The 21,251-nt window shown below is 70.1% G+C and carries 21 protein-coding genes; 12 read left to right on the top strand and 9 right to left on the bottom strand.

Features of this window, described 5'->3' with window-relative positions; genetic code table 11:
• The first annotated feature begins 138 nt into the window (after window positions 1–138).
• On the top strand, window positions 139–1,506 hold the full coding sequence (locus ACWPQI_RS06585; protein ID WP_010592868.1) for an MFS transporter: 1,368 nt from the start codon (window positions 139–141) through the stop codon (window positions 1,504–1,506).
• A 66-nt stretch (window positions 1,507–1,572) separates the two neighbouring features.
• Here ACWPQI_RS06585 and ACWPQI_RS06580 read toward each other — a convergent pair whose 3' ends face one another.
• Window positions 1,573–2,049, bottom strand: a complete 477-nt coding sequence (locus ACWPQI_RS06580; protein WP_010592869.1) for a MaoC family dehydratase — start codon at window positions 2,047–2,049, stop codon at window positions 1,573–1,575.
• A 169-nt stretch (window positions 2,050–2,218) separates the two neighbouring features.
• Between ACWPQI_RS06580 and ACWPQI_RS06575 the strand changes: the two genes are divergently transcribed.
• From ACWPQI_RS06575 to ACWPQI_RS06565, 3 genes are read left to right on the top strand one after another with little or no spacing between them, the layout of a single operon-like run.
• The gene (locus ACWPQI_RS06575) at window positions 2,219–3,469 is read left to right on the top strand and encodes an acyl-CoA dehydrogenase family protein (protein WP_010592870.1); all 1,251 of its coding nucleotides are present in this window, start codon (window positions 2,219–2,221) and stop codon (window positions 3,467–3,469) included.
• A 2-nt stretch (window positions 3,470–3,471) separates the two neighbouring features.
• On the top strand, window positions 3,472–4,269 hold the full coding sequence (locus tag ACWPQI_RS06570; RefSeq protein WP_017680274.1) for an SDR family oxidoreductase: 798 nt from the start codon (window positions 3,472–3,474) through the stop codon (window positions 4,267–4,269).
• A gap of 39 nt (window positions 4,270–4,308) precedes the next feature.
• Window positions 4,309–5,292, top strand: coding sequence for an NADPH:quinone oxidoreductase family protein (locus ACWPQI_RS06565; RefSeq protein ID WP_010592873.1), 984 nt, complete (start codon window positions 4,309–4,311; stop codon window positions 5,290–5,292).
• Window positions 5,293–5,311: 19 nt separating this feature from the next.
• Here the strand turns inward: ACWPQI_RS06565 and ACWPQI_RS06560 are convergent, their stop codons facing one another.
• Window positions 5,312–5,899, bottom strand: a complete 588-nt coding sequence (locus ACWPQI_RS06560; RefSeq protein ID WP_010592874.1) for an LGFP repeat-containing protein — start codon at window positions 5,897–5,899, stop codon at window positions 5,312–5,314.
• A 254-nt stretch (window positions 5,900–6,153) separates the two neighbouring features.
• Here ACWPQI_RS06560 and ACWPQI_RS06555 point away from each other — a divergent pair, with 254 nt between their 5' ends.
• Genes ACWPQI_RS06555 through ACWPQI_RS06545 form a run of 3 tightly spaced genes read left to right on the top strand, consistent with a single transcriptional unit; the run spans window position 6,154 to window position 8,652 of the window.
• Complete coding sequence (locus ACWPQI_RS06555) at window positions 6,154–7,767, top strand: serine hydrolase (protein ID WP_474738700.1); 1,614 nt, start codon at window positions 6,154–6,156, stop codon at window positions 7,765–7,767.
• Window positions 7,764–8,189 (top strand): limonene-1,2-epoxide hydrolase family protein, encoded by a 426-nt coding sequence (locus ACWPQI_RS06550; protein WP_474738699.1) that lies wholly within the window; start codon window positions 7,764–7,766, stop codon window positions 8,187–8,189. The genes ACWPQI_RS06555 and ACWPQI_RS06550 overlap by 4 nt, the downstream gene beginning before the upstream one ends.
• Before the next feature lie 52 nt (window positions 8,190–8,241).
• A complete protein-coding gene (locus ACWPQI_RS06545; protein ID WP_010592877.1) occupies window positions 8,242–8,652 on the top strand; it encodes a carboxymuconolactone decarboxylase family protein in 411 nt (136 codons plus the stop codon).
• Window positions 8,653–8,754: 102 nt separating this feature from the next.
• Here the strand turns inward: ACWPQI_RS06545 and ACWPQI_RS06540 are convergent, their stop codons facing one another.
• The 3 genes from ACWPQI_RS06540 to ACWPQI_RS06530 all read right to left on the bottom strand — a co-directional run bounded on the left by ACWPQI_RS06540 (window position 8,755) and on the right by ACWPQI_RS06530 (window position 12,973).
• A complete protein-coding gene (locus ACWPQI_RS06540) occupies window positions 8,755–10,110 on the bottom strand; it encodes a PhoH family protein (RefSeq protein ID WP_172603586.1) in 1,356 nt (451 codons plus the stop codon).
• Between the two features lie 266 nt (window positions 10,111–10,376).
• On the bottom strand, window positions 10,377–11,672 hold the full coding sequence (gene glyA / locus ACWPQI_RS06535; RefSeq protein WP_040274567.1) for a serine hydroxymethyltransferase: 1,296 nt from the start codon (window positions 11,670–11,672) through the stop codon (window positions 10,377–10,379).
• A 98-nt stretch (window positions 11,673–11,770) separates the two neighbouring features.
• The gene (locus ACWPQI_RS06530; protein ID WP_010592880.1) at window positions 11,771–12,973 is read right to left on the bottom strand and encodes a hypothetical protein; all 1,203 of its coding nucleotides are present in this window, start codon (window positions 12,971–12,973) and stop codon (window positions 11,771–11,773) included.
• A gap of 172 nt (window positions 12,974–13,145) precedes the next feature.
• On the opposite strand from ACWPQI_RS06530, the gene coaA reads away from it, so the two are divergent.
• Window positions 13,146–14,078 carry a type I pantothenate kinase gene (gene coaA, locus ACWPQI_RS06525; RefSeq protein ID WP_003935077.1) on the top strand — a complete coding sequence of 311 codons (933 nt, stop codon included), beginning with the start codon at window positions 13,146–13,148 and terminating at the stop codon, window positions 14,076–14,078.
• Between the two features lie 61 nt (window positions 14,079–14,139).
• Here the strand turns inward: coaA and ACWPQI_RS06520 are convergent, their stop codons facing one another.
• A complete protein-coding gene (locus ACWPQI_RS06520) occupies window positions 14,140–14,907 on the bottom strand; it encodes an isoprenyl transferase (protein ID WP_010592881.1) in 768 nt (255 codons plus the stop codon).
• A gap of 159 nt (window positions 14,908–15,066) precedes the next feature.
• Here ACWPQI_RS06520 and trhA point away from each other — a divergent pair, with 159 nt between their 5' ends.
• Both trhA and ACWPQI_RS06510 read left to right on the top strand, forming a co-directional pair.
• A complete protein-coding gene (gene trhA / locus ACWPQI_RS06515; RefSeq protein WP_010592882.1) occupies window positions 15,067–15,735 on the top strand; it encodes a PAQR family membrane homeostasis protein TrhA in 669 nt (222 codons plus the stop codon).
• Between the two features lie 62 nt (window positions 15,736–15,797).
• A complete protein-coding gene (locus ACWPQI_RS06510; protein WP_010592883.1) occupies window positions 15,798–16,712 on the top strand; it encodes a mechanosensitive ion channel family protein in 915 nt (304 codons plus the stop codon).
• A gap of 12 nt (window positions 16,713–16,724) precedes the next feature.
• Here the strand turns inward: ACWPQI_RS06510 and ACWPQI_RS06505 are convergent, their stop codons facing one another.
• The 3 genes from ACWPQI_RS06505 to mca are packed head-to-tail and all read right to left on the bottom strand — an operon-like array spanning window position 16,725 to window position 19,913.
• A complete protein-coding gene (locus ACWPQI_RS06505) occupies window positions 16,725–18,752 on the bottom strand; it encodes a thioredoxin domain-containing protein (protein ID WP_048771873.1) in 2,028 nt (675 codons plus the stop codon).
• A 10-nt stretch (window positions 18,753–18,762) separates the two neighbouring features.
• A complete protein-coding gene (locus tag ACWPQI_RS06500; RefSeq protein ID WP_006940388.1) occupies window positions 18,763–19,038 on the bottom strand; it encodes a hypothetical protein in 276 nt (91 codons plus the stop codon).
• The gene (gene mca, locus ACWPQI_RS06495; RefSeq protein WP_026137642.1) at window positions 19,035–19,913 is read right to left on the bottom strand and encodes a mycothiol conjugate amidase Mca; all 879 of its coding nucleotides are present in this window, start codon (window positions 19,911–19,913) and stop codon (window positions 19,035–19,037) included. The genes ACWPQI_RS06500 and mca overlap by 4 nt, the downstream gene beginning before the upstream one ends.
• A gap of 154 nt (window positions 19,914–20,067) precedes the next feature.
• Between mca and ACWPQI_RS06490 the strand changes: the two genes are divergently transcribed.
• The gene (locus tag ACWPQI_RS06490) at window positions 20,068–20,499 is read left to right on the top strand and encodes a DUF4307 domain-containing protein (protein ID WP_017680284.1); all 432 of its coding nucleotides are present in this window, start codon (window positions 20,068–20,070) and stop codon (window positions 20,497–20,499) included.
• 223 nt (window positions 20,500–20,722) lie between these two features.
• Window positions 20,723–21,217 (top strand): transcription elongation factor GreA, encoded by a 495-nt coding sequence (gene greA, locus ACWPQI_RS06485; protein WP_003935085.1) that lies wholly within the window; start codon window positions 20,723–20,725, stop codon window positions 21,215–21,217.
• Window positions 21,218–21,251: the final 34 nt, after the last annotated feature.

Below are 21,251 nucleotides of genomic sequence, written 5' to 3'. Positions count from 1 at the left end.
AGTGGAGGAGAGCGGCTCGTGATTGACATCACATGACCGATGCCCCAGACTAGCACCACAGCCTGAACCCGAATTCATGTTTGAGTGCTGTTTCTCGGCCCGTCCGACCGGAGGAATTGATCTGTGACATCGCCATCCGTGAGTCCGACCGGCATCACGACCGCCGGCACGTCGCACCACACGCGCGCTCATCGTAAACTGCTCGCCGCCGGGCTCATCGGCAGCTCGATCGAGTGGTACGACTTCTTTCTGTACGGCACCGCCGCGGCGCTGGTGTTCCCGCACGTGTTCTTCCCCGACAGCTCCCCCCTGATGGGAACGCTGTTGTCCTTCAGCACCTTCTGGGCCGGGTTCGTCGCCCGGCCCCTCGGCGGGCTCGTGGCCGGCCACTTCGGTGACCGCTACGGCCGCAAACCCGTCGTCGTGGTCTGCCTGCTGCTCATGGGTCTGGCGACGTTCCTGATCGGCTGCCTGCCCTCCGCCGCCGCCATCGGGGTCCTCGCCCCCATCCTGCTGGTGACGCTCCGCTTCCTGCAGGGCCTCGCCTGCGGCGGGCAGTGGGGTGGAATCGTCCTGCTGCTCACCGAGTCCGCCGATCCCAAACGTCGAGGCTTCGCCGGCACGTTCGGGCAGATGGGCGTGCCGTGCGGCGTCATCCTGGGCAACGTCGCGTTCCTCACGGCGACGGCCGCGATGTCGAACGAGGTGTTCCTCGACTGGGGCTGGCGGATTCCGTTCCTCGCCAGTGCCGCGCTGTTCCCCGTCGTCCTCTACATCCAGACCAAGGTGGAGGACACCCCCGAATTCCGGGAACTGCAGGCCGAAGTCGCGGCCAAGCGGCCCGAGCAGCAGGTCGTCCAGGCCCCGCTCGCCGAGGCGATCCGCACCCACTGGCGCAAGATCCTGCTGGGCTGCGGTCTGCTCGCCGCAACCAACTCGCTGTTCTACATCAGCATCGCCGGCGTCCTGAGCTACGGCACAACCGAACTCGGCATGGACCGCAATTCGATCCTGGCCATCTCGCTGGCGAGCTCGCTGGTGGGCCTCGGGTTCATCCTGTGGTCGGGGTGGATCTCCGACCGCATCGGCCGCCGGCCGATGATCATGATCGGGGCCGCGGCACTCGTGCTGTGGGCATTCCCCTACTTCTGGCTCGTCAATACCGCGAACCTCGCGTTGTTCGCGGTGGCCGTCACGGTCGGGTCGATCTTCCAGTCCATGACCTACGGCCCGCTGGCGGCGTACCTGGGCGAGCTCTTCGAGCCCAACGTCCGGCTCTCCGGCGCGTCGCTCGCCTACCAGCTCGCCGCCGTCACCGTCAGCGGCGGCACGCCGTTCATCATGACCGCCCTGATCGCCAACACCGGCACGACCACCCTGGTCTCGGTGTTCGTGGCCCTCATGGGCGCCCTCACGCTGTTCTCGGCGTGGGTGCTCAAGGAGACCAACCCCGCGGAGGTGCGCCGCGACCCGAAGGCCGTCCCGGGCATCGCCCACGCACGGTAACCGAACGGGTGCTGCCGGCCTCCACGATCGCTCGTGGAGGCCGGCAGCATCTGTGCCGTACGCAGCTCAGGCGACGACGCGGGCGAGCGACTCGGCCACCGCGACCGGCTTCTCCTGCCCCTCGCGCTCGAACGTCTGCAGCGTCCGGATCTGGATGCCGCCACCGGCGGCCTCGGCCCCGAGCACCTGCATGCGCATCCGGATGCGGGAACCGACCGGCAGCGGCGAGACGAAGCGCACCTTGTCGTAGCCGTAGTTGAGGCCGTGGGCGAACCCGTCGAAGCTCATGAGCTTGTAGGACAGGCCCGGCCCCAGCGAGAGCACGAGCAGACCGTGCGCGATCGTCGTCCCCAGCGGACTCGTCGCGGCGCGCTCGGGGTCGACATGGATCCACTGGTGGTCGTCGGTGACCTCGGCGAAGGCGTTCACGAGTTCCTGGGTCACGGTCACCCAGTCCGTCGGTCCGATGTCCCGTCCCACCAGGTCCCGGAGGTCGTCGAGGCCCGTGGGTCGCACGGGCAGGGTGCTGATGTCGTCGGTCATGGATGCTTCCTCTCCGCGCGGCCGGAGCGACTCGCGCCGAATCAAAACTTGAAGTTGAAACCGCGTTCAACTATACAGGGAGGGAGACGTCCGTCACCATCCTGTTCGCGACGTACCTCGACGACGGGCGATCCCCAGCCCTGCCCCTCCCCTTCCGCCAGGAGTGACCATGTCGGTCTACGAAATGTCCGAACGCACCGTGCAGTACCGCGACGCCCTCCTCGCCTTCATGGACGAGCACGTCTACCCCGCCGAGTCGGTGTACGAGGAACAGATGCGCGCCTCCGGGGACCCGCACTTCCAGCCCCCGATCCTCGAGGAGCTCAAGGCCGAGGCCCGCCGGCGCGGCCTGTGGAACCTCTTCCACCCCCACCCCGACTGGGGCCCGGGCCTGACCAACCTCGAGTACGCGCCCCTCGCCGAGATCATGGGCCGCAGCCACATCGCCTCCGAGGCGTGCAACTGCAACGCACCCGACACCGGCAACATGGAGGTGCTCACCCTCTTCGGGACCGACGAGCACAAGGAGAAGTACCTGCGCCCGCTGCTCGACGGCACGATGGCCTCGGCGTTCGCGATGACCGAACCCGCCGTCGCCAGCTCCGACGCCACCAACATCGAGCTGTCCATGGTCCGGGACGGCGACGAGTACGTCCTCAACGGGCGCAAGTGGTTCGCCTCCAACGCGATGCACAAGAACTGCAAGGTCCTCATCGTCATGGGCAAGACCGACCCCACGGCGGCCCCGCACCGCCAGCAGTCGATGATGGTGGTGCCCATCGACGCTCCCGGCGTGACCGTCGTGCGCAACCTCCCGGTCTTCGGTTACGCCGACCGCGAGGGCCACGCCGAGATCACCTTCGAGAACGTGCGGGTGCCGAGCAAGGACGTGCTCGCCGGCGAGGGCGAGGGCTTCGCGATCAGCCAGGCCCGCCTCGGCCCCGGCCGCATCCACCACTGCATGCGCGCCATCGGCATGGCCGAGCGAGCCCTCGAACTGCTGTGCCGGCGCGCGTCGAGCCGGGTCACGTTCGGTCAGCCCGTGAGCGAGCGCGCCAACATCCAGGACTGGATCGCCGAGGCCCGGATCGAGATCGAGATGACACGGCTGCTCACGCTCAAGGCTGCCCACCTGATGGACACCGTCGGCAACAAGCAGGCCCGGATGGAGATCGCCGCGATCAAGGTCGCCGCCCCGGCGATGGCGCTGAAGATCATCGACCGCGCCATCCAGGTGCACGGCGGCGGAGGCGTCACCGACGACTTCCCGCTCGCCATGATGTACGCGCACATGCGCACCCTGCGCCTGGCCGACGGCCCCGACGAGGTGCACAAGCGGTCCATCGCCGTCGCCGAACTGCGCAAGTACCGCACCGCTCCCGCCGCCTCGGTCAACGGCCACAAGGTGACGGTGGGCTGACGATGACCGGACTCGATCTGACCGGCCGCACCGCGATCGTCACCGGCGCCTCCCGCGGTATCGGGCTGGCCGTCGCCCGGGACCTCGCAGCGGCCGGCGCGAACGTGGTGCTCACCTCCCGCAAGCAGGACGCGGCCGACGCCGCGGCCGCCCAGGTCACCGCGGCCGGGGTGCGCGGCACGGCACTCGGCGTCGGCGCGCATGCGGTCGACGAGGACGCGGCCCGGAGGTGCGTCGACCTCACCGTCGAGCGGTTCGGGCGCCTGGACATCCTGGTCAACAATGCCGGCACCAACCCCGCGTTCGGTCCGGTGCTCGCCCAGGACCACGCACGTTTCGCCAAGACCTTCGACGTCAACCTCTGGGGTCCGGTGCTGTGGACCTCACTGGCCGTGCAGGCGTGGATGGGCGAGCACGGCGGAGCAGTGGTCAACACCGCCTCCATCGGAGGGATGGCACCCGAGGCGAACATCGGCCTGTACAACGCCTCGAAGGCGGCACTGATCCACCTCACCCGCCAGCTCGCCCTGGAACTGGCGCCGCGGGTGCGGGTCAACGCCGTCGCCCCGGGTGTCGTGCGCACCCGTCTCGCCGAAGCCCTCTGGAAGGACCACGAGGACCGGCTCGAGGCGGCCCTGCCGCTCGGCAGGATCGGCGAGCCGGCCGACATCGCCTCGGCGGTGGCCTTTCTCGCCTCCGACGCCGCGAGCTGGATCACCGGCGAGACCCTCGTCGTCGACGGCGGCGCGATGCTCGGCACCGCCGCCGCAGCGGAGGCCGGCGTCGCCGTCGCCCCGTGAGCGCACCCCGCACACCGAACTCGATGGAAAGGTAATCCCATGAAGGCCTGGCGAATTCACGAAGTGGGCGAGCCCAAGGAAGCGCTGCAACTCGTCGACGTCCCCGATCCGGAGGCAGGCCCCGGACGGCTCGTGGTGCGCGTCGCCGCGACGCCGGCCAACTTCCCCGACGTGCTGCTGTGCCGCGGGCAGTACCAGATGAAGCCGGAACTGCCCTTCACCCCCGGCGTCGAACTGGCCGGGACGGTCGTCGCGGTCGGCGAGGGCGTCACCCGCTTCGCCGTCGGCGACCGGATCATCGGCAATCCCGAGTTCCCCTTCGGCGGTTTCGCCGAGCTCGCCGTGGTTCCGGAGGAGGACGCCTACCGCGCCCCGGCGTCCCTCGACGACGCCGAAGCGTCGGCGTTGTCGATCGGATACCAGACGTCGTGGTTCGCCCTGCACCGGCGCACCCAGCTGCGGGCCGGGGAGACCCTGCTCGTGCACGCCGCGGCCGGCGGCGTCGGCAGTGCCGCAGTGCAACTCGGCAAGGCCGCCGGCGCCACCGTCATCGGTGTCGTCGGCGGCGCCGAGAAGGCCGACTACTGCCGGGCCCTCGGCGCCGACGTCGTCGTCGACCGGCACCGCGAAGACTTCGTCGACGTCGTCAAGGACGTCACCGCGGGTCGCGGTGCGGACGTGGTCTACGACCCGGTCGGCGGCGACTCGTACAGCCGCTCCACCAAGTGCATCGCGTTCGAGGGCCGCATCCTGGTGATCGGGTTCGCCGGTGGCACCATCCCGCAACCGGCGCTGAACCACGCGCTCATCAAGAACTACTCGATCATCGGCCTGCACTGGGGCCTGTACCGGCAGTACAACCGTGCCGCGATCGAGGCCTGCCACGAGGAACTGTGCCGCCTCGCCGACGACGGCGCCATCCGGCCCCTGATCAGCGAGCGACTCTCCCTCGACGACGTCGCCGACGGCGTGGCCCGCCTCGGCGACGGGCACACCGTGGGCCGGCTCGTCTTCCAGCCGTGACCGGCCGCATCCGGACGGGCTACTTCGGGATCACCTGCGTCGCACCGTCGACATAGGTGATGGTGCCCATCTCGAACTCGCTCTCGAGCCCGTTCGGGATGGGCCGCTCGTCGCTGATGGGGAATCCGAGTTCGCCACCCGCACCGCCCTGGGCCTCCCAGGCGGTGCGGATCTCGCCCCACACCACGTGCGCGTCGGTGTCGGGGCTCCAGGCGACGATGCCGCCCTCGAACTCCGCGACGTAGCCGTCGCCGACATCCTGCTGATCCGCGGTCGGTGCGCCCAGCGGGCTGTCGGCACCGCCGATCTCGTTGTACTTCGCCAGAATCGGCCCGCTGATGGTGTACTCGCCGCCGCCCGCACCCGGCAGGGTCGTCGTCTCCTCGACGGAGGCGCCCGGCTCCGTGTTCTCGGCCCCGGTGGCGCCCTCGACCGCGGACTCCGCGGCGGACGTCGCGCGCTCGACTGCCGATTCCGCCGCGCTGGTCACGCCGGCCACGGCGTCCTCGGCGCTGGTGCCGTCGTCGCTGCTGCAGCCGGCCAGGACCAGTCCCGCGGCAGCGGCGGCCGCGGCCACGGTGGCGGTGCGACGGGCTCGTCTGTTCATGGCATCCTCCTCGGAGATCGGGCACCGGTGTCTCGACGCTAGCGAGTGGCCCCGGGCCCCGGGCGGTTTCCGTCCGGACCTGCCCGCGGCCCTGCGCCGCACGCCGGCGTCGGCGCTGGTCGTCGCGGTGACCCCGGTCCCGCGCCCGGACGTCACGGTTGCACAACGATCGTCGTTGCGGGGCCCGAGGCTTCGAGAGTCTTCCGCGCGCCGAGCCGGGGGCATACCATGCGACGGACGAGAAAGGCCGTGACATGCGCGCACCCCGTCGTCGCCGGATCGGCGCCGCCCTCGCCCTCGTGGCGATCCTGTCGGCCGCCTGCGTCTCGGTCGACACCGCCGACTCTCCGGCGTCCTCGGCGCCGGCCTCGCCGGAAGCCCAGTCCCTCTCTCCCCCGCAGGTCGCCGGCATCGACATCCCGGACGGACAGGTCGACGACGCTGTCGCCCGCCTCGACGACCTCGCCCGGGAGCTGATGGATCGGACCGGCATTCCCGGAATGGCGGTGGCGGTCGTGCACCGCGGTGAGATCGTGTACGCGGAGGGGTTCGGGGTGCGCGAGGCCGGCCGCGACGGTGCGGTGGACGCCGACACCGTCTTCCAGCTGGCCTCGATGTCCAAGCCGCTCGGCGCCACCGTCGTCGCCCGCCAGGTCGGCGAGGGCGTGATCGGCTGGGACACTCCGGTGGTCGAACGCCTGCCGGGGTTCGCGCTCGCGGACCCGTACGTGACCAGCCGGGTGACCGTCGGCGATCTCTACGCCCATCGTTCCGGACTTCCCGACCACGCCGGCGACGAACTCGAGGACCTCGGTTTCGAGCGCGAGCAGGTGTTCGACCGATTCCGCCTGCTGCCGCTCGGGCCGTTCCGTGATTCGTACGAGTACACCAACTTCGGGCTCACCGCCGCGGCACAGGCGGTCGCCGACGCGTCCGGCGCCGAGTGGGCGGACCTGTCGCAGCGGGTGTTGTACGAGCCTCTCGGAATGACTTCCACCAGTTCCCGATTCGAGGACTACGCGGCCCGGCCCAATCGGGCCGTCGGCCATCAGCTCGTCGACGGCGACTACGTCGCGCGCGCCGTCCGCGATCCCGACGCGCAGTCCCCGGCCGGCGGGGTGAGCGCCTCGGTCACCGATGTCGCGCAGTGGCTGACGATGCTGCTCGGCGACGGCGAGTACCAGGGCCGCCGCATCGTCGACGCGGACGCCCTGCTCCCGGCGGTGTCCCCGCAGGCCGTGGCGAGCCCGCCGGGCACCGTCGACAGCCGGGCGGGGTTCTACGGGTACGGATTCAACGTGGGCACGAGCCCAGCCGGGCGCGTGACGCTGAGCCACTCCGGGGCGTTCGCGCTGGGCGCCGCGACCGCGTTCACCGCGATCCCGTCGGCGGACGTCGCGATCGTCGCGCTCACCAACGCCGCCCCGATCGGGGTGCCGGAAACCCTCGCCGCCGAGTTCACCGATCTCGTGCAGTTCGGGGAGATCCGGGAGGACTGGACCGACCTGTACGAGCAGCGCTTCGCCACGTTCGACGACCCGAAGGGCTCGCTCGTCGGGCGCACCGCCCCGACGAACCCCACCCCCGCCCGTCCGCTCGGGCAGTACACCGGCGCCTACACCAGCGAGTACTACGGTCCCGCGCGGATCGACGAACGCGAGGGCGCCCTGGTGCTCACCATCGGTCCCGCCGAACAGACCTACCGGCTCGACCACTGGGACGGCGACGTGTTCACCTTCCCGATCGAGGGCGGTGAGAACGCCCCGGACGGGACGGTCTCCACCGCCACCTTCACCCCGGACGGCGTCACGTTCGAATACTGGAACGAGAACGGCCTGGGAACCTTCACCCGAACAGGAGCGTCATGACCGCACCCGAAACCGTCGCGGACGAGAAGTCCGTCGCCGTCGTCCGCGAATTCCTCGACGCGATGGTCGCCGAGGACATGGAACGAGCCACCGCCCTCCTCGACCCGGACATCGCCTGGCACAACACGTCGCTGCCGACCGTGCGGGGCCTGCCCCGGGTGCGGCGCATCCTCGAGGGCCTGCGCCGGCCGTCGCTGGGCTTCGACGTCGTCGTCCACCACATCGCCGCGACCGGAAACGTGGTGCTCACCGAGCGCACCGACGTCATGCGCGTCGGCCCGGTGTCCGTCCGGTTCTGGGTGTGCGGCACCTTCGAGCTGCGCGACGGGAAGATCACGGTGTGGGACGACCACTACAACGTCGGCACACTCGTCGGCGCCGCGGGTGCCGGCGTCCTCCGGGCGGTGCTGCGCCGGTCGTAGAATCTCCTCGGCCGTCGAACCGTTCGACGGCGACGACGCAGGGAGCACGACGATGACCGACGCCGACCGGACGCCCGCGTTCGAGGCCGGAGTCCGGGTCCGCAGCGAGGTGATGGGCGCCGACTTCGTCGAGCGAGCCTTCGACCGCGCCCGCGGCACCGACGCCGAGGAGATGCAGGAGTTCGTCACCGAGCACGTATGGGGCTCGGTGTGGACCCGGCCGGGACTCGACCGTCGCAGCCGCAGCCTGCTCAACCTCGGCATGCTGATCGCGCTGCGCGCGGAGAACGAGCTGCGCGGGCACGTGCGCGGCGCCCTGCGGAACGGATTGACCCGCACCGAGATCGTCGAGGCGGTCATCCACGCGGGCGCCTACTGCGGCGCCCCGGCCGGCCTGGCCGCGATGCGCGTCGTCCAGGAAGTCCTCGAGGCCGAACTCGGTCCGCGCCCCGAGCAGGACTGACCCGCCGCCGCGGTGTGAACGGCGTTGGTGGTGGGCCGAATGTCACATTGCGTCGATGACATCGACGCAATGTGACATTCGGTCACCACCGGGCAGCCGGCCTCAGGCGCCGGGTGCGAACTCCTCGAGCATCTCCGTCACGAGCGCCGCGATCGGCGAACGCTCACTGCGGGTCAAGGTGACATGCGCGAAAAGCGGGTGCCCCTTGAGCTTCTCGATCACCGCAGCGACGCCGTCGTAGCGGCCCACCCTGAGGTTGTCGCGCTGGGCGACGTCGTGGGTGAGCACCACCCGTGACCCGGCGCCGAGGCGGGAGAGCACGGTGAGCAGCACGTTGCGCTCGAGGGACTGCGCCTCGTCGACGATCACGAACGAGTCGTGCAGCGACCGGCCCCGGATATGGGTCAGCGGAAGCACTTCGAGCATGCCCCGGCTGATGACCTCGTCCATCACCTCCGGGCTCGCAAGGCCGTCGAGGGTGTCGAACACGGCCTGCGCCCACGGCCCCATCTTCTCGCTCTCGCTGCCGGGGAGATAGCCGAGTTCCTGTCCTCCGACGGCGTACAGCGGCCGGAACACCACGACCTTGCGCTGGGTGCGCCGCTCCAGCACGGCCTCGAGACCCGCGGTCAGGGCCAGTGCCGACTTACCCGTGCCCGCCTTACCGCCGAGCGAGACGATGCCGACGGACTCGTCGAGCAGCAGGTCCAGCGCCACCCGTTGCTCCGCGGAACGCCCGTGCAACCCGAACGCCTCCCGGTCTCCGCGCACCAGCTGCACCCGCTTGTCCGGCGTGACCCGGCCCAGCGCGCTGGACGAGCCGCCCAGCAGACGGATCCCGGTGTGGCACGGCAGATCCCTCGCGGTGTCGAGGTCGACGATGCCCTCGGCGAACAGGTCGTCGATCAGCGTCCGGTCCACCTCGAGTTCGGTCATGCCGGTCCAGCCCGACGTCACCACGTCCTGGGCGTGGTACTCGTCGGCGCTGAGCCCGACGGCGCCGGCCTTGACCCGGAGCGGGATGTCCTTGCTGACCAGCACCACGTCGTGCCCGTCGCCGGCGAGGTTCAGCGCGCACGCCAGGATCCGGGAATCGTTGGTCTCGGTGCGGAATCCGGCCGGCAGCACCTGCGGGTCGGTGTGGTTGAGCTCGACGTGCAGGGTGCCTCCCGCGTCCCCGATGGGAATGGGCTGATCGAGCCGCCCGTGCTGCAGGCGCAGGTCGTCGAGCAGCCGCAACGATTCCCTCGCGAACCAACCCAGTTCGTGATGGTGCCGCTTGCCTTCGAGTTCGCCGATCACGACGAGGGGTAGCACCACTTCGTGCTCGGCGAAGCGGGTCACCGCCCACGGATCGGAGAGCAACACGGAGGTGTCCAGCACGTAGGTGCGCACATCGGGTTTCTTCGCCGGGGTCCGGCCGGAGCGGCGGGCGGGGACGGAGCGTGTTGCAGTCACGTGAGGCTCCTAGGCCTGTGTAGCACCACACAGACTTCGTTCGATGGGCCGGTCGAACCTGGTGTCCACGAGGGACACGAGGGCCGGGTGCCGGCCCCTCGCTCTGTCTGTCACAGTCACGATCAGGACCTCCCGCGTAGCCGGCAACTGCGCCGTCTACACCCCCGACGCTAACGCCGACACGCCCCGTTCGCTCGACGAGCGAAGAGGCGTGTCGGTGAAGATTGGGTAAACGTGGCAATCCCGGCACGTGCCGGGCGCCGCGCCTAGATCAGTTTCCAGTCCTCGAGACCCTGGTACAGCGGCGCGGCGGCGGCGAGCGCGCTCACCCGGCCGCGCAGCGTCGCGGCGTCGGATGCACCCGTCAGTGCGGCCGCGATGATGTCGGCGACCTCGGTGAACTGCTCGTCCCCGAAGCCGCGGGTGGCCAGCGCAGGGGTGCCGATGCGCAGGCCGGAGGTGACCATCGGGGGACGCGGATCGAACGGCACCGCGTTGCGGTTGACGGTGATGCCGATCTCGTGCAGCAGGTCCTCGCCCTGCTGGCCGTCGAGCTGCGAATTACGCAGGTCGACGAGGACGAGGTGCACATCGGTGCCGCCGGTCAGCACGGTGATGCCCTTGTCGGTGACGTCGGACTGCATCAGCCGCTCGGCGAGGATCTGCGCGCCGGAGACGGTCCGGCGCTGCCGGTCCTTGAACTCCTCGCTCGCGGCGATCTTCAGCGCGGCGGCCTTCGCGGCGATGACGTGCATGAGCGGGCCGCCCTGCTGGCCCGGGAACACCGCGGAGTTGATCTTCTTGGCCCACTCCTGCTTTGCGAGGATCAGACCCGAGCGCGGACCGCCGAGGGTCTTGTGGACGGTGGTGGACACGACGTCCGCGTACGGCACCGGCGACGGGTGCAGCCCGGCGGCGACGAGACCGGCGAAGTGCGCCATGTCGACCCACAGGTAGGCACCGACCTCGTCGGCGATGGAGCGGAACGCCGCGAAGTCCTCGTGCCGCGGGTACGCGGACCATCCGGCGACGATGACCTTCGGCTTCTCGGCCAGCGCGATCGAGCGGACCTCGTCCATGTCGACGCGGTGGTCCTCCTTGCTGACCCCGTAGGAGGCGACGTCGTACAGCTTGCCGGAGAAGTTCAGCTTCATGCCGTGGGTCAGGTGCCCGCCGTGGGCGAGGTCGAGCCCCAGCAGCTTCTCGCCCGGGTTCATCAGCGCCATCAGCACGGCCGCATTGGCCTGCGCGCCCGAGTGGGGCTGGACGTTCGCGAACTCGGCGCCGAACAGTTCCTTGGCGCGGGTGCGGGCGAGGTCCTCGACGATGTCGACGTTCTCGCAGCCGCCGTAGTAGCGGCGTCCCGGGTATCCCTCGGCGTACTTGTTGGTGAGCACGCTGCCCTGCGCCTGGAGCACCGCGCGCGGCACGAAGTTCTCCGACGCGATCATCTCGAGCGTGTCACGCTGGCGCGACAGCTCGCCGGCCATGGCCTGCGCCAGCTCGGGGTCGAGATCTGCGAGCGAGGCGGTGTTGACGTCGGTGCCGGGCACAACGGTCATCGAGGTTTCTCCAAGCTGGGGACGGCGGGAATTCACCTACCAGTCTACGAACCCGACCCCCGGTCCAGGAACCCGGTCCCCTCGGGCGACGGCGCAGGTCACGACTGCTCGCACCGCAGGACGCCGGGCACCAGGGGTTCGTCGAGCAGGCGACGGAACCGTTCGACGCGTTCCGGGCCCGCCGGGGCCTGCGCCAGCCAGCCGCCGAGCAGGCGGTACCCCTCGACGTAGGTGCTGATGTAGGCGCGCCACAACGGCGACGACAGGAAGCGGAGCGACTGCCGGGCCCGTTCCGGACTCGACAACGACCACCGCTGCAGGAAGGCGACGACCTCGTCGCCGGTGCGTCCCCGGTCGTGCAGGAGCAGAGCGGCGTCCTGGCGGACGCTCAGCAACCCGGCCGACGCCTCGTGCAGCTTCTCGGCGAGCTCACCGTCGAACCGCAGGCCCAGGTCGGCGTAGATGTCCTGCGCCCACCGCCCCCAGCCCGGTCCGACGATCGTCTCCAGCGCGAGGTCTGCCAGTCCCTCGGCCATGAGGCACTGCGGGGTGTTCACGACGAAGAGGGTCTGCTCGTCGTGCCCCCCGGCGACCAGTCCGGCCTCCTTGCGGCAATGTTCGGTGTGGTGGCCGGGATAGGACTCGTGCGCGATCAGCCGCGGCAGGTGCGACATGTGCTGGTCGAGATCGGAGTTGATCGCGACGCGGGAGCGGTAGCGGCCCAGGTAGTAGTTGAACCCGGACCACGGCTTGTCGCCGACCACCTCGTACTCGACGGTTTCGGTCTCGGGTAGCGGGAACACCGCGCGGACCTTGTCGCGCAGGGCGCTCGAGAATGCGTCCACGCACTCGGCGAGGCGGTCGGCAGGGACGACCTCGGACTTGCGGTGGGCCTGCAGCCGCTCGGCCAGCGGGCCAGTGCCGGGCAGCAGCGCGTCGATCCGCCGGTGGGCGTCGCGGTACGCGTCCTCGTCGCCCAGGCCGATACGCACGTCGAAGTAGGCCTCGACCTCCTCGACGAAGGCGATGTCCTCGCCGGCGAACTTGCGGGCCGAGCAGTCGAGGGCGCGCAGGTGCACGTCGAGGAAGCGGGTGCGCTCACCCGAGAGCCCCGTCGCGGGCAGCTCGGCACGCAGCCGCCGTGCGGTGTGGGACAAGTCACGAGGGTCCGGGGCCGGCGCGTTCTCCACCCGGCGACGCAGCTCCGGGTCGCCGGTGAAGGCGTCGACGAAACCCTCCTCGAGCCGGTCGAACGCCAAGCCGAGCAGGAGGTATTCACGCACCAGCGAGTCCGGGTCCATGCCCTCGCACCCTAGTCCCCCGAACCGGCCCCCGGCCCGTCGGCGACCCCGGAAACCGGACCCCGCGCAGCGAGCGGATGTGTCAGCGAGCACAATCGGCCGATATGGACATCCTTCGCTGCGAGCCATACCCGGGGTGTGCCGCCGGGCCCGTCGAGTCGGGAGTGTGCCGGTGGCGCGTCTGAGCGAGCCGAGTCCGTACGTCGAGTTCGACCGCAAGCAGTGGCGGACGCTGCGCAAGTCGACGCCGCTGGTGCTGACCGAGGAGGAGCTGCGCGGCCTGCGGGGCCTCGGCGAGCAGATCGATCTGGCGGAGGTGGCGGAGGTGTACCTTCCGCTGGCCCGTCTGATCCATCTGCAGGTCGCCGCGCGACAGCGACTGTTCGCCGCGACCGCCACGTTCCTCGGCGAGAAGCATCCGGACCAGCAGGTGCCGTTCGTGATCGGAGTGGCCGGCTCGGTCGCGGTCGGCAAGTCGACCACGGCGCGCGTGCTGCAGGCACTGCTGGCGCGCTGGGAACACCACCCTCGGGTGGACCTGGTGACCACCGACGGCTTCCTGTACTCGTCCCGGGAGCTGATGCGACGGAACATCATGCATCGCAAGGGGTTTCCGGAGAGTTACGATCGGCGCAAACTGCTCCGGTTCGTCACCGAGGTCAAGTCCGGCGCCGCGGAGGTGGCGGCCCCGGTGTACTCGCACATCTCCTACGACATCATCCCGGGCCAGTATCACGTGGTGCGGCAACCGGACATCCTCATCATCGAGGGCCTGAACGTCCTGCAGACCGGTCCGCGGCTGATGGTGTCGGACCTGTTCGACTTCTCGATCTACGTCGACGCCCGCCTCGAGGACATCGAGAAATGGTATGTGGAGCGGTTTCTCGCGCTCCGCAAGACGGCATTCTCCGATCCCGAGGCGCATTTCCACCACTACGCGAACCTGTCGGACCGCGACGCCGTGGGCGCCGCGAAGGAGATCTGGCACTCGATCAACCGGCCGAACCTGGTGGAGAACATCCTGCCGACGCGGCCGCGCGCAACGCTGGTCCTGCGCAAGGACTCCGACCATTCGATCAACCGTCTGCGCCTGCGCAAGCTGTAGGCGGCTTCGCCGCCGGTGCGTCCTTTGGGCTGCGGGGACAGCCCAAAGGACGCACCGGCGGTTAGGCGCCGAAGCGGCGGTGCCGCGCCGCGAAGTCGCGCAGCGCGCGCAGGAAGTCGACGCGCCGGAACTCCGGCCAGTAGGCCTCGGTGAACCAGATCTCGGAGTACGCGCTCTGCCACAGCAGGAAGCCCGAGAGCCGTTGCTCGCCGGAGGTCCGGATGACCAGGTCGGGGTCGGGCTGCCCCGAGGTGTAGAGATGATCGCTGATGGCCTCGACCGTGACGGCCTCGACCAGGCCCTCGCCGTCGAGCCCCTCGCGCTGCTTGGCCCGCAGCAGGGCCTGCACGGCGTCGGCGATCTCCTGCCGGCCGCCGTAGCCGACCGCGACGTTGACGTGGGTGCCGGTCCGGCCCTGCGTGCGCTCGGCGGCCTCGCTCAGGCGCCGGCTCAGTTCGTCCGGCAGCAGGTCGAGCGTGCCGACGATCTTCACGCTCCAGTTCTGTTCCGGGCCGGAGATCTCCTCGACGACGTCGGTGATGATCTCGAGCAGCGCCTCGAGCTCCTCGGGTTCACGCTGCAGATTTTCCGTGGAGAGCAGGTAGATGGTGGCCCGCTCGATGCCGGCGGCATCGCACCAGCTCAGCAGTTCGGCGATCTTGAGTGCGCCCATCCGGTGCCCGTGACTGACGTCGGTGAACCCGTTCTCGCGGGCCCAGCGACGGTTGCCGTCGCACATCACGGCGACGTGCCGGGGGTGCTGGGCGCCGTCCAGCTTGCTCAGCAGCCGTCGTTCGTAGAGCTGGTACAGCAGGCCGCGCGCGTTCACCCCGAGATCACCACGCGGGTCACATTACGCTCACGATGTCCTCCGGGCGCGACGGCGGTCGGGTGCGTCCCTCGAACGCGGCTCCCCGCCCCCGCCCCGACACGCCGAGAAAGTTACGGAAGCGTAGGTTACTCTTCGGTACCGAAGGGAGGCCCGGCCATGACGGTATTCGGGATCGACGAACTGCCCGTGAAGCCGCGGATGCGCGGCTGGATCCATCTGTGGGCGTTCGGCGTGGCCGTGGTGGCCGGCGCCGTGCTGGTGGTCCTGTCGCAGACCGTGGCCGATCCGCCCGCGGGCTGGTCGACGGTGATCTACAGCCTCACCGTGTGCGGGGTGTTCGGCGTGAGCGCCCTCTACCACCGGGTCCACTGGCACGACCCGCGGGCGCGCACGTGGATGAAACGCGCGGACCATTCGATGATCTTCCTGTTCATCGCCGGCAGCTACACCCCCTTCGCGACGCTGGCGCTGCCCCCGGACACCGGCCGCACGCTGCTGACGGTGGTGTGGACCGGGGCCCTCGCCGGCGTGGCCCTGAAGATGCTCTGGCCCACCGCGCCCCGCTGGGTGGGTGTCCCGCTGTACCTGTTGCTCGGCTGGGCGATCGTCCCCGTCGCCGGCCAGCTGATCGACGAGGCGGGCATCGCCGCGATGGTGCTGCTGCTGGTAGGGGGGATCCTCTACAGCATCGGCGCGATCCTCTACGCCACCAAGTGGCCCGACCCCTGGCCGCACGTCTTCGGCTACCACGAGTTCTTCCACGCGGCGACCGTGCTCGCCGCCCTCTGTCACGCCGTCGCCGTGTGGCTGGTGGTGTTCGGGTAAACCCGATCGGACGAAGATCACATCGGTGGCAGCCGCGTCGCGGATCCGTAGACTCGGCCGGGATGACTGTTCAGCGACTGGCATTCGAACTGACCGACACCAACCGGGAGTGGCTCGTCGAGCGGCCGCTGGCGATCGCGGGATACGTCCTGGCGGCGCTGATCCTGAGGTTTGTGCTGCACCGGTTCATCGACCGGATGACGAAGCCGCGACACCAGAGCAGCAAGCCCGGCCTGCTCCGCCCCTTCCAGGAGCGCGCCCCGAAGGGTCTGCCGGGGGTGCTGGTCAACGAGCGGCGCACGCAGCGCGCCGAGACGATCGGCTCGGTGCTCGAGTCCGGCGTCTCCGTCGTGCTGCTCGTCTGGTGCGTCCTGCAGATACTCGGCACCCTCGGACTCAACGTCGCACCGTTCATCGCCTCCGCCGGCATCGTCGGCGTCGCGCTCGGTTTCGGTGCGCAGAACCTGGTGCGTGACTTCATCTCCGGGATGTTCATGCTGCTCGAGGACCAGTACGGCGTCGGCGACGTCGTCGACCTGGGCGACGCGGTCGGCACCGTGGAATCGGTCGGCCTGCGGGTCACCACCGTCCGCGACATCAGCGGCACCCTCTGGTACTGCCGCAACGGCGAGATCCTGCGCGTGGGGAACATGAGCCAGGGTTACGCCGTCGCCGTCGTCGACGCCCCCATCGCGCACGCCGCCAACGTGCACCGGGCGTGCGAGGTGGCGCTGCGCGCCGCGCTCGAGACCGTCGAACGCGACGACCTGGCCCGCGACATCCTCGAGCCGCCCGAGATGCTCGGCGTCAACTCCGTCACCCCCGAATCGGTGACGCTGCGGATCACCGTGCGCACCCGTGCCGGCAAGCAGTGGGCCGTGCAGCGCGCGATCGCCCGCGCCGTGCTCGAGGCGTTCGACGACAACAGCATCGATGCCCCGCTGCCGGCACTGCTGACCTCGTCCCGCGCCGGCTGAGACCCGGATCGCTCAGGCCGAGAGCGCCGCGCGCAGTTCGGCCGCCGTCGTGACGGGCCGGTCGCACACGTATCCGCGGCACACGTACGCCGCCGGACGTCCGTCGACCAGCGGTCGGTCGGCCAGCAACGGTGACGAGTCCGGATCCCCGCCGACCACGACGGCGCCGCCGGGAGCTGCCTGCCGCGCGACGGCGAGCAGTTCGCCGCCGCCGACCGCCGCCACCTGGACGGGTCCGCGCACCGCCGCCTCGGCGACGGCCAGCCAGTGCCCGGCCGAACGCGGCGCCCGTTCGAGCAGCACCACCGCGGACCGCAGCGACGCGTCCGCCGCATCCGTGTACCGCGGGTCCTCGGGCACGACCGCGGCGAGGGTGAGCAGGGCTTCGCAGATCAGCGCCGCCCCCGACGGGGTGGCGCTGTCGATCGGATCCCGCGGCCGCGCCACCAGGGTTTCGGCATCGTCGGCGGTGTCGAACCAACTACCGGGCCGTGCCGGATCCTGGAAATGGGTCAGCGCCACGTCGGCGAGCTCCCGGGCCGGGCTCAGCCACGCGGCGTCACCCGTCGCCTGGTACACCGCGAGCAGGGCGGTGACGAGGGCGCCGTAGTCCTCGAGCACACCCGCCGGGGCACCGACCGTGCCGCCGAGGGAGGCCCGTCGCAGCCGTCCGTCCACCACGTGCAGGTCGAGCAGTGCCCGCGCGCAGTCGACGGCCGCCTCGACCCAGTCGGCCCGACCGGACGCGGCGCCGGCCTCGGCCAGCGCGGTGATCGCGAAACCGTTCCACGCCGTGACGACCTTGTCGTCGCGGCCGGGTTGCGGACGCTGCAGCCGGGCGGCGAACAGCTCGGCCCGCACCCGCTCGTAGCGTTCGGCATCGTCCGGCTCGGCGAGCAGCTGCAGCACCGACGAGCCGTGTTCGAAGGTGCCGGCGCCGGTCACGGTGAACAGCTCGGCCGCCCACTGCGCGTCGTCGTCACCGAGGACCTCGGCCAGCTGCGCGGGTGTCCACACGTAGGTCAGGCCCTCGACCCCGTCGGTGTCGGCGTCGAGCGCCGAGGCGAAGCATCGTCCGGCGGTGCGCAGGTCCCGCAGCAGGAACTCGACGGTCTCCTCGGTGACCCGTCGCACCCAGGGCGCCGACGTCCGTCGCGCGAGGTGCGCGTACATCCGCAACAGCAGCGCGTTGTCGTAGAGCATCTTCTCGAAGTGCGGAACCACCCACCCGGCGTCGACGCTGTAGCGGGCGAAACCGCCGGCCAGCTGGTCATAGATGCCGCCGCGCGCCATCGCCTCGGCCGTCCGTTCGACGAGGGAGAGCACGGCCGGGTTCCCGCTGCGCTCGTATCCGCGCAGCAGGCCCTCGAGCAGCGCGGACGGCGGAAACTTCGGGGCGCCCCCGAACCCGCCGTGCACCGCGTCCTCGTCGGCGGCGACGGAGGCGTCGGCGGCATCGAGCAGGGCGGCGTCCACCGGCCGCTCGCCGGGCGCGAGCCCGCCGCTGCCGCGGCGCAGTTCCGAGACGATCGCCACGGCGGAGCGGTGCACGTCTGCGCGACGGTTGCGCCAGGTGTCGGAGATCGCCTCGAGCAGCTGGGCGAACGACGGCATGCCGCCGCGCGGCATCTTCGGGTAGTAGGTGCCGCAGTAGAACGGAGCGCCGTCCGGGGTGAGGAAGCACGTCATCGGCCAGCCGCCCTGCCCGGTCATCGCGACGGTGGCGTTCATGTAGATCGCGTCGATGTCCGGGCGTTCCTCCCGGTCGACCTTGATGCACACGAAGTGCTCGTTCATCGACGCGGCGGTGGCCTCGTCCTCGAACGACTCGTGCGCCATCACGTGGCACCAGTGGCACGCCGCGTACCCCACGGAGAGCAGAACCGGCACGTCCCGCTCGCGGGCCCAGCTCAGCGCCTCCTCGCCCCACTGGTGCCAGTGCACCGGATTGTCGGCGTGCTGCCGCAGGTAGGGGCTGGTCGCCTCGCCGAGGGTGTTCCGGTGGCGGGTGTCGGGCGCCGAGGCCTCCGGGGGTGTCACGACGCGTCCGTCAGTTCGTGGCCATCGGGGGCTGGGGGTGGTCGGGTTTGCGGCTCTCCGCGGCCCCGCGATCGGTCCCCTCGTCCGCGGCCTGGTCCGGCTCGGGGTGCTCGGGCTCGAACGTCTCCGGCAGCTTGCCGAGCCGCTTGTTCATCGAGCGGATCAGCAGGGCGGTGGCCACGAGCAGGATCACGATGAGCGCGAGACCGAGCGGCGACGCCTTGCCGAATTCGGGGCCGGTGGGGTCCTGGGCCAGGACCTCGGCCGCCAGCATGCCTACCGTCATCTCACCTGTCCGTCCTCGATGCCCGCGAACAGATCCGTTTCGGGGATCGCCGTGTGCACGCGGGTCTTGGCCAATTCGAATTCTTCCGTCGGCCACACCTTCTGCTGGATGTCCAGCGGCACGGCGAAGAAGGAGCCGTTGGGATCGATCTGCGTCGCGTGGGCGCGGAGCGCGTCGTCCCGCTTCGGGAAGTAGTCGCTGCAGGTGATCTGCGTGGTCACCCGCGCCATGATGTCGCCCTGCTCGGTGCGCCACCGCTTGAGCCATTCCTCCATCGGGAACGGCTCGCCCCGCCGCTCGTACTCCTCGCGGAACAGCTCCAGGCGCTTGCGGATGAACCCGTGCGAGTAGTACAGCTTCTGCACCTTCCACGCCGGTCCGGCCTCGGGGAAGCGGTCCGGGTCACCGGCCGCCTCGTACGCCGCGACGGACACCTCGTGGCACCGGATGTGGTCGGGGTGCGGGTAGCCGCCGTTCTCGTCGTACGTGGTCATCACGTGCGGCCGGAACTCCCGGATCACCTCGACGAGCTTGCGGGTCGGTTCCTCGAGCGGCACCAGCGCGAAGCAACCCTCGGGCAGCGGCGGCTTCGGGTCGCCCTCCGGCAGCCCCGAGTCGACGAACCCGAGCCACCGCTGCTGCACCCCCAGGATGCGGGCGGCCGCGGCCATCTCCTCGCGCCGGACCTCGGGCATGCGGTCCCGGATCCCGGGGATGTCCATCGCGGGGTTGAGAATGTCGCCGCGTTCACCCCCGGTCAGGGTGACCACCAGCACCTCGTGCCCTTCCGCGGCATAGCGGGCCGTCGTGGCGGCACCCTTGCTCGACTCGTCATCGGGATGGGCATGCACGGCCATGAGCCGTAGTCCGCTCACGTCTTTCCTCCACCTCGCCGTCGGCTGCATCGTCGCTACCCGGACCACCGGCACTGCGGGCCGGTGTCCTAGGTTCCTCCCCTATAGTTCCACCTGACACGTCCCTCGTCAGCCACGCCCCCGCTGCGCCCGCGGGTGCACGAAAGTAAGTGTGATGACCGACACCACCCCGACCGACCGCTACCCGACCGACCGCTACCCGGCGACGGGCGGATCCCGCCGCACCTGGCTGTGGGCACTGGTCGCCGTCGGGCTCGTCGCCGGGGTGCTCGCGGCGTTCCTGCTCTACCAGAAGTTCGGCACCCCGGACATCGAGAGCGAGGTCGTCACCTACACCGTCGTCGACGACTCGACCGTGCAGGTGCAGTTCACCGTGACGCGGAAGGACCCGTCGCAGGAGGCGGTGTGCATCATCCGCTCGCGGTCGAAGGACGGATCCGAGACGGGCCGGCGCGAGGTGCTGATCCCGTCGTCCGAGTCCGGCACCCTGCTGATGGACGCGCCGGTGGTCACGTCGCAGCGGCCGGGCATGGCGGACATGTACGGCTGCAGCTTCGAGGTGCCCGAATACCTGCGCGCGCACTGACCGCACGCTGCGGATTCCGTGGTCGCGACCACGTTGGTGCTAGAATTGCCTGATACACGGTTCCACCCTTTGGGGCCGTGTATTGCTGCATAGGAAGCAGTGCGGTCCTGTTCGCCACTGGCTTGGGGGGAACGTTCGAGGGATCCGCGTTGCCGTCGTCGCTGCGAGTTGCGGCGACCAGTCGACGGAGCCGGGAGCTCCAACCCGAAGGAAGTGATCGAGGATGACCGAGACCCAGGTGACCTGGCTGACACAGGAGTCGTACGACCGACTCAAGGCAGAACTCGACCAGCTCATCGCGAATCGTCCCGTCATCGCGGCCGAGATCAACGAGCGCCGCGAGGAGGGCGACCTCAAGGAGAACGGTGGATACCACGCCGCTCGCGAGGAGCAGGGTCAGCAAGAGGCCCGGATTCGTCAGCTGCAGGAACTGCTGAACAACGCGAAGGTCGGTGTCGCGCCCACGCAGTCCGGCGTCGCGCTGCCCGGCTCGGTCGTCACGGTCTACTACGACGGCGACGAAAGCGACAAGGAGACGTTCCTCATCGCCACCCGCGAGGAGGGCGCCCGGGGCAACGAGATCGAGATCTACTCCCCCAGCTCCCCGCTGGGCGGTGCCCTGATCGACGCGAAGGTCGGCGAGACCCGCGAGTACACGCTCCCCAACGGCAGCACCATGAAGGTGACGCTCGTCAGCGCGGAGCCGTACCACAGCTGACCGACGGCGAGCCGTCGTGCGGCTCGACCGACAT

The sequence above is a fragment of the Rhodococcus sp. LMD genome, assembly GCF_056108245.1.
The sequence above is the reverse complement of the archived record's forward strand: the minus strand, read 5'-3'. Positions and strand labels throughout refer to the sequence as shown.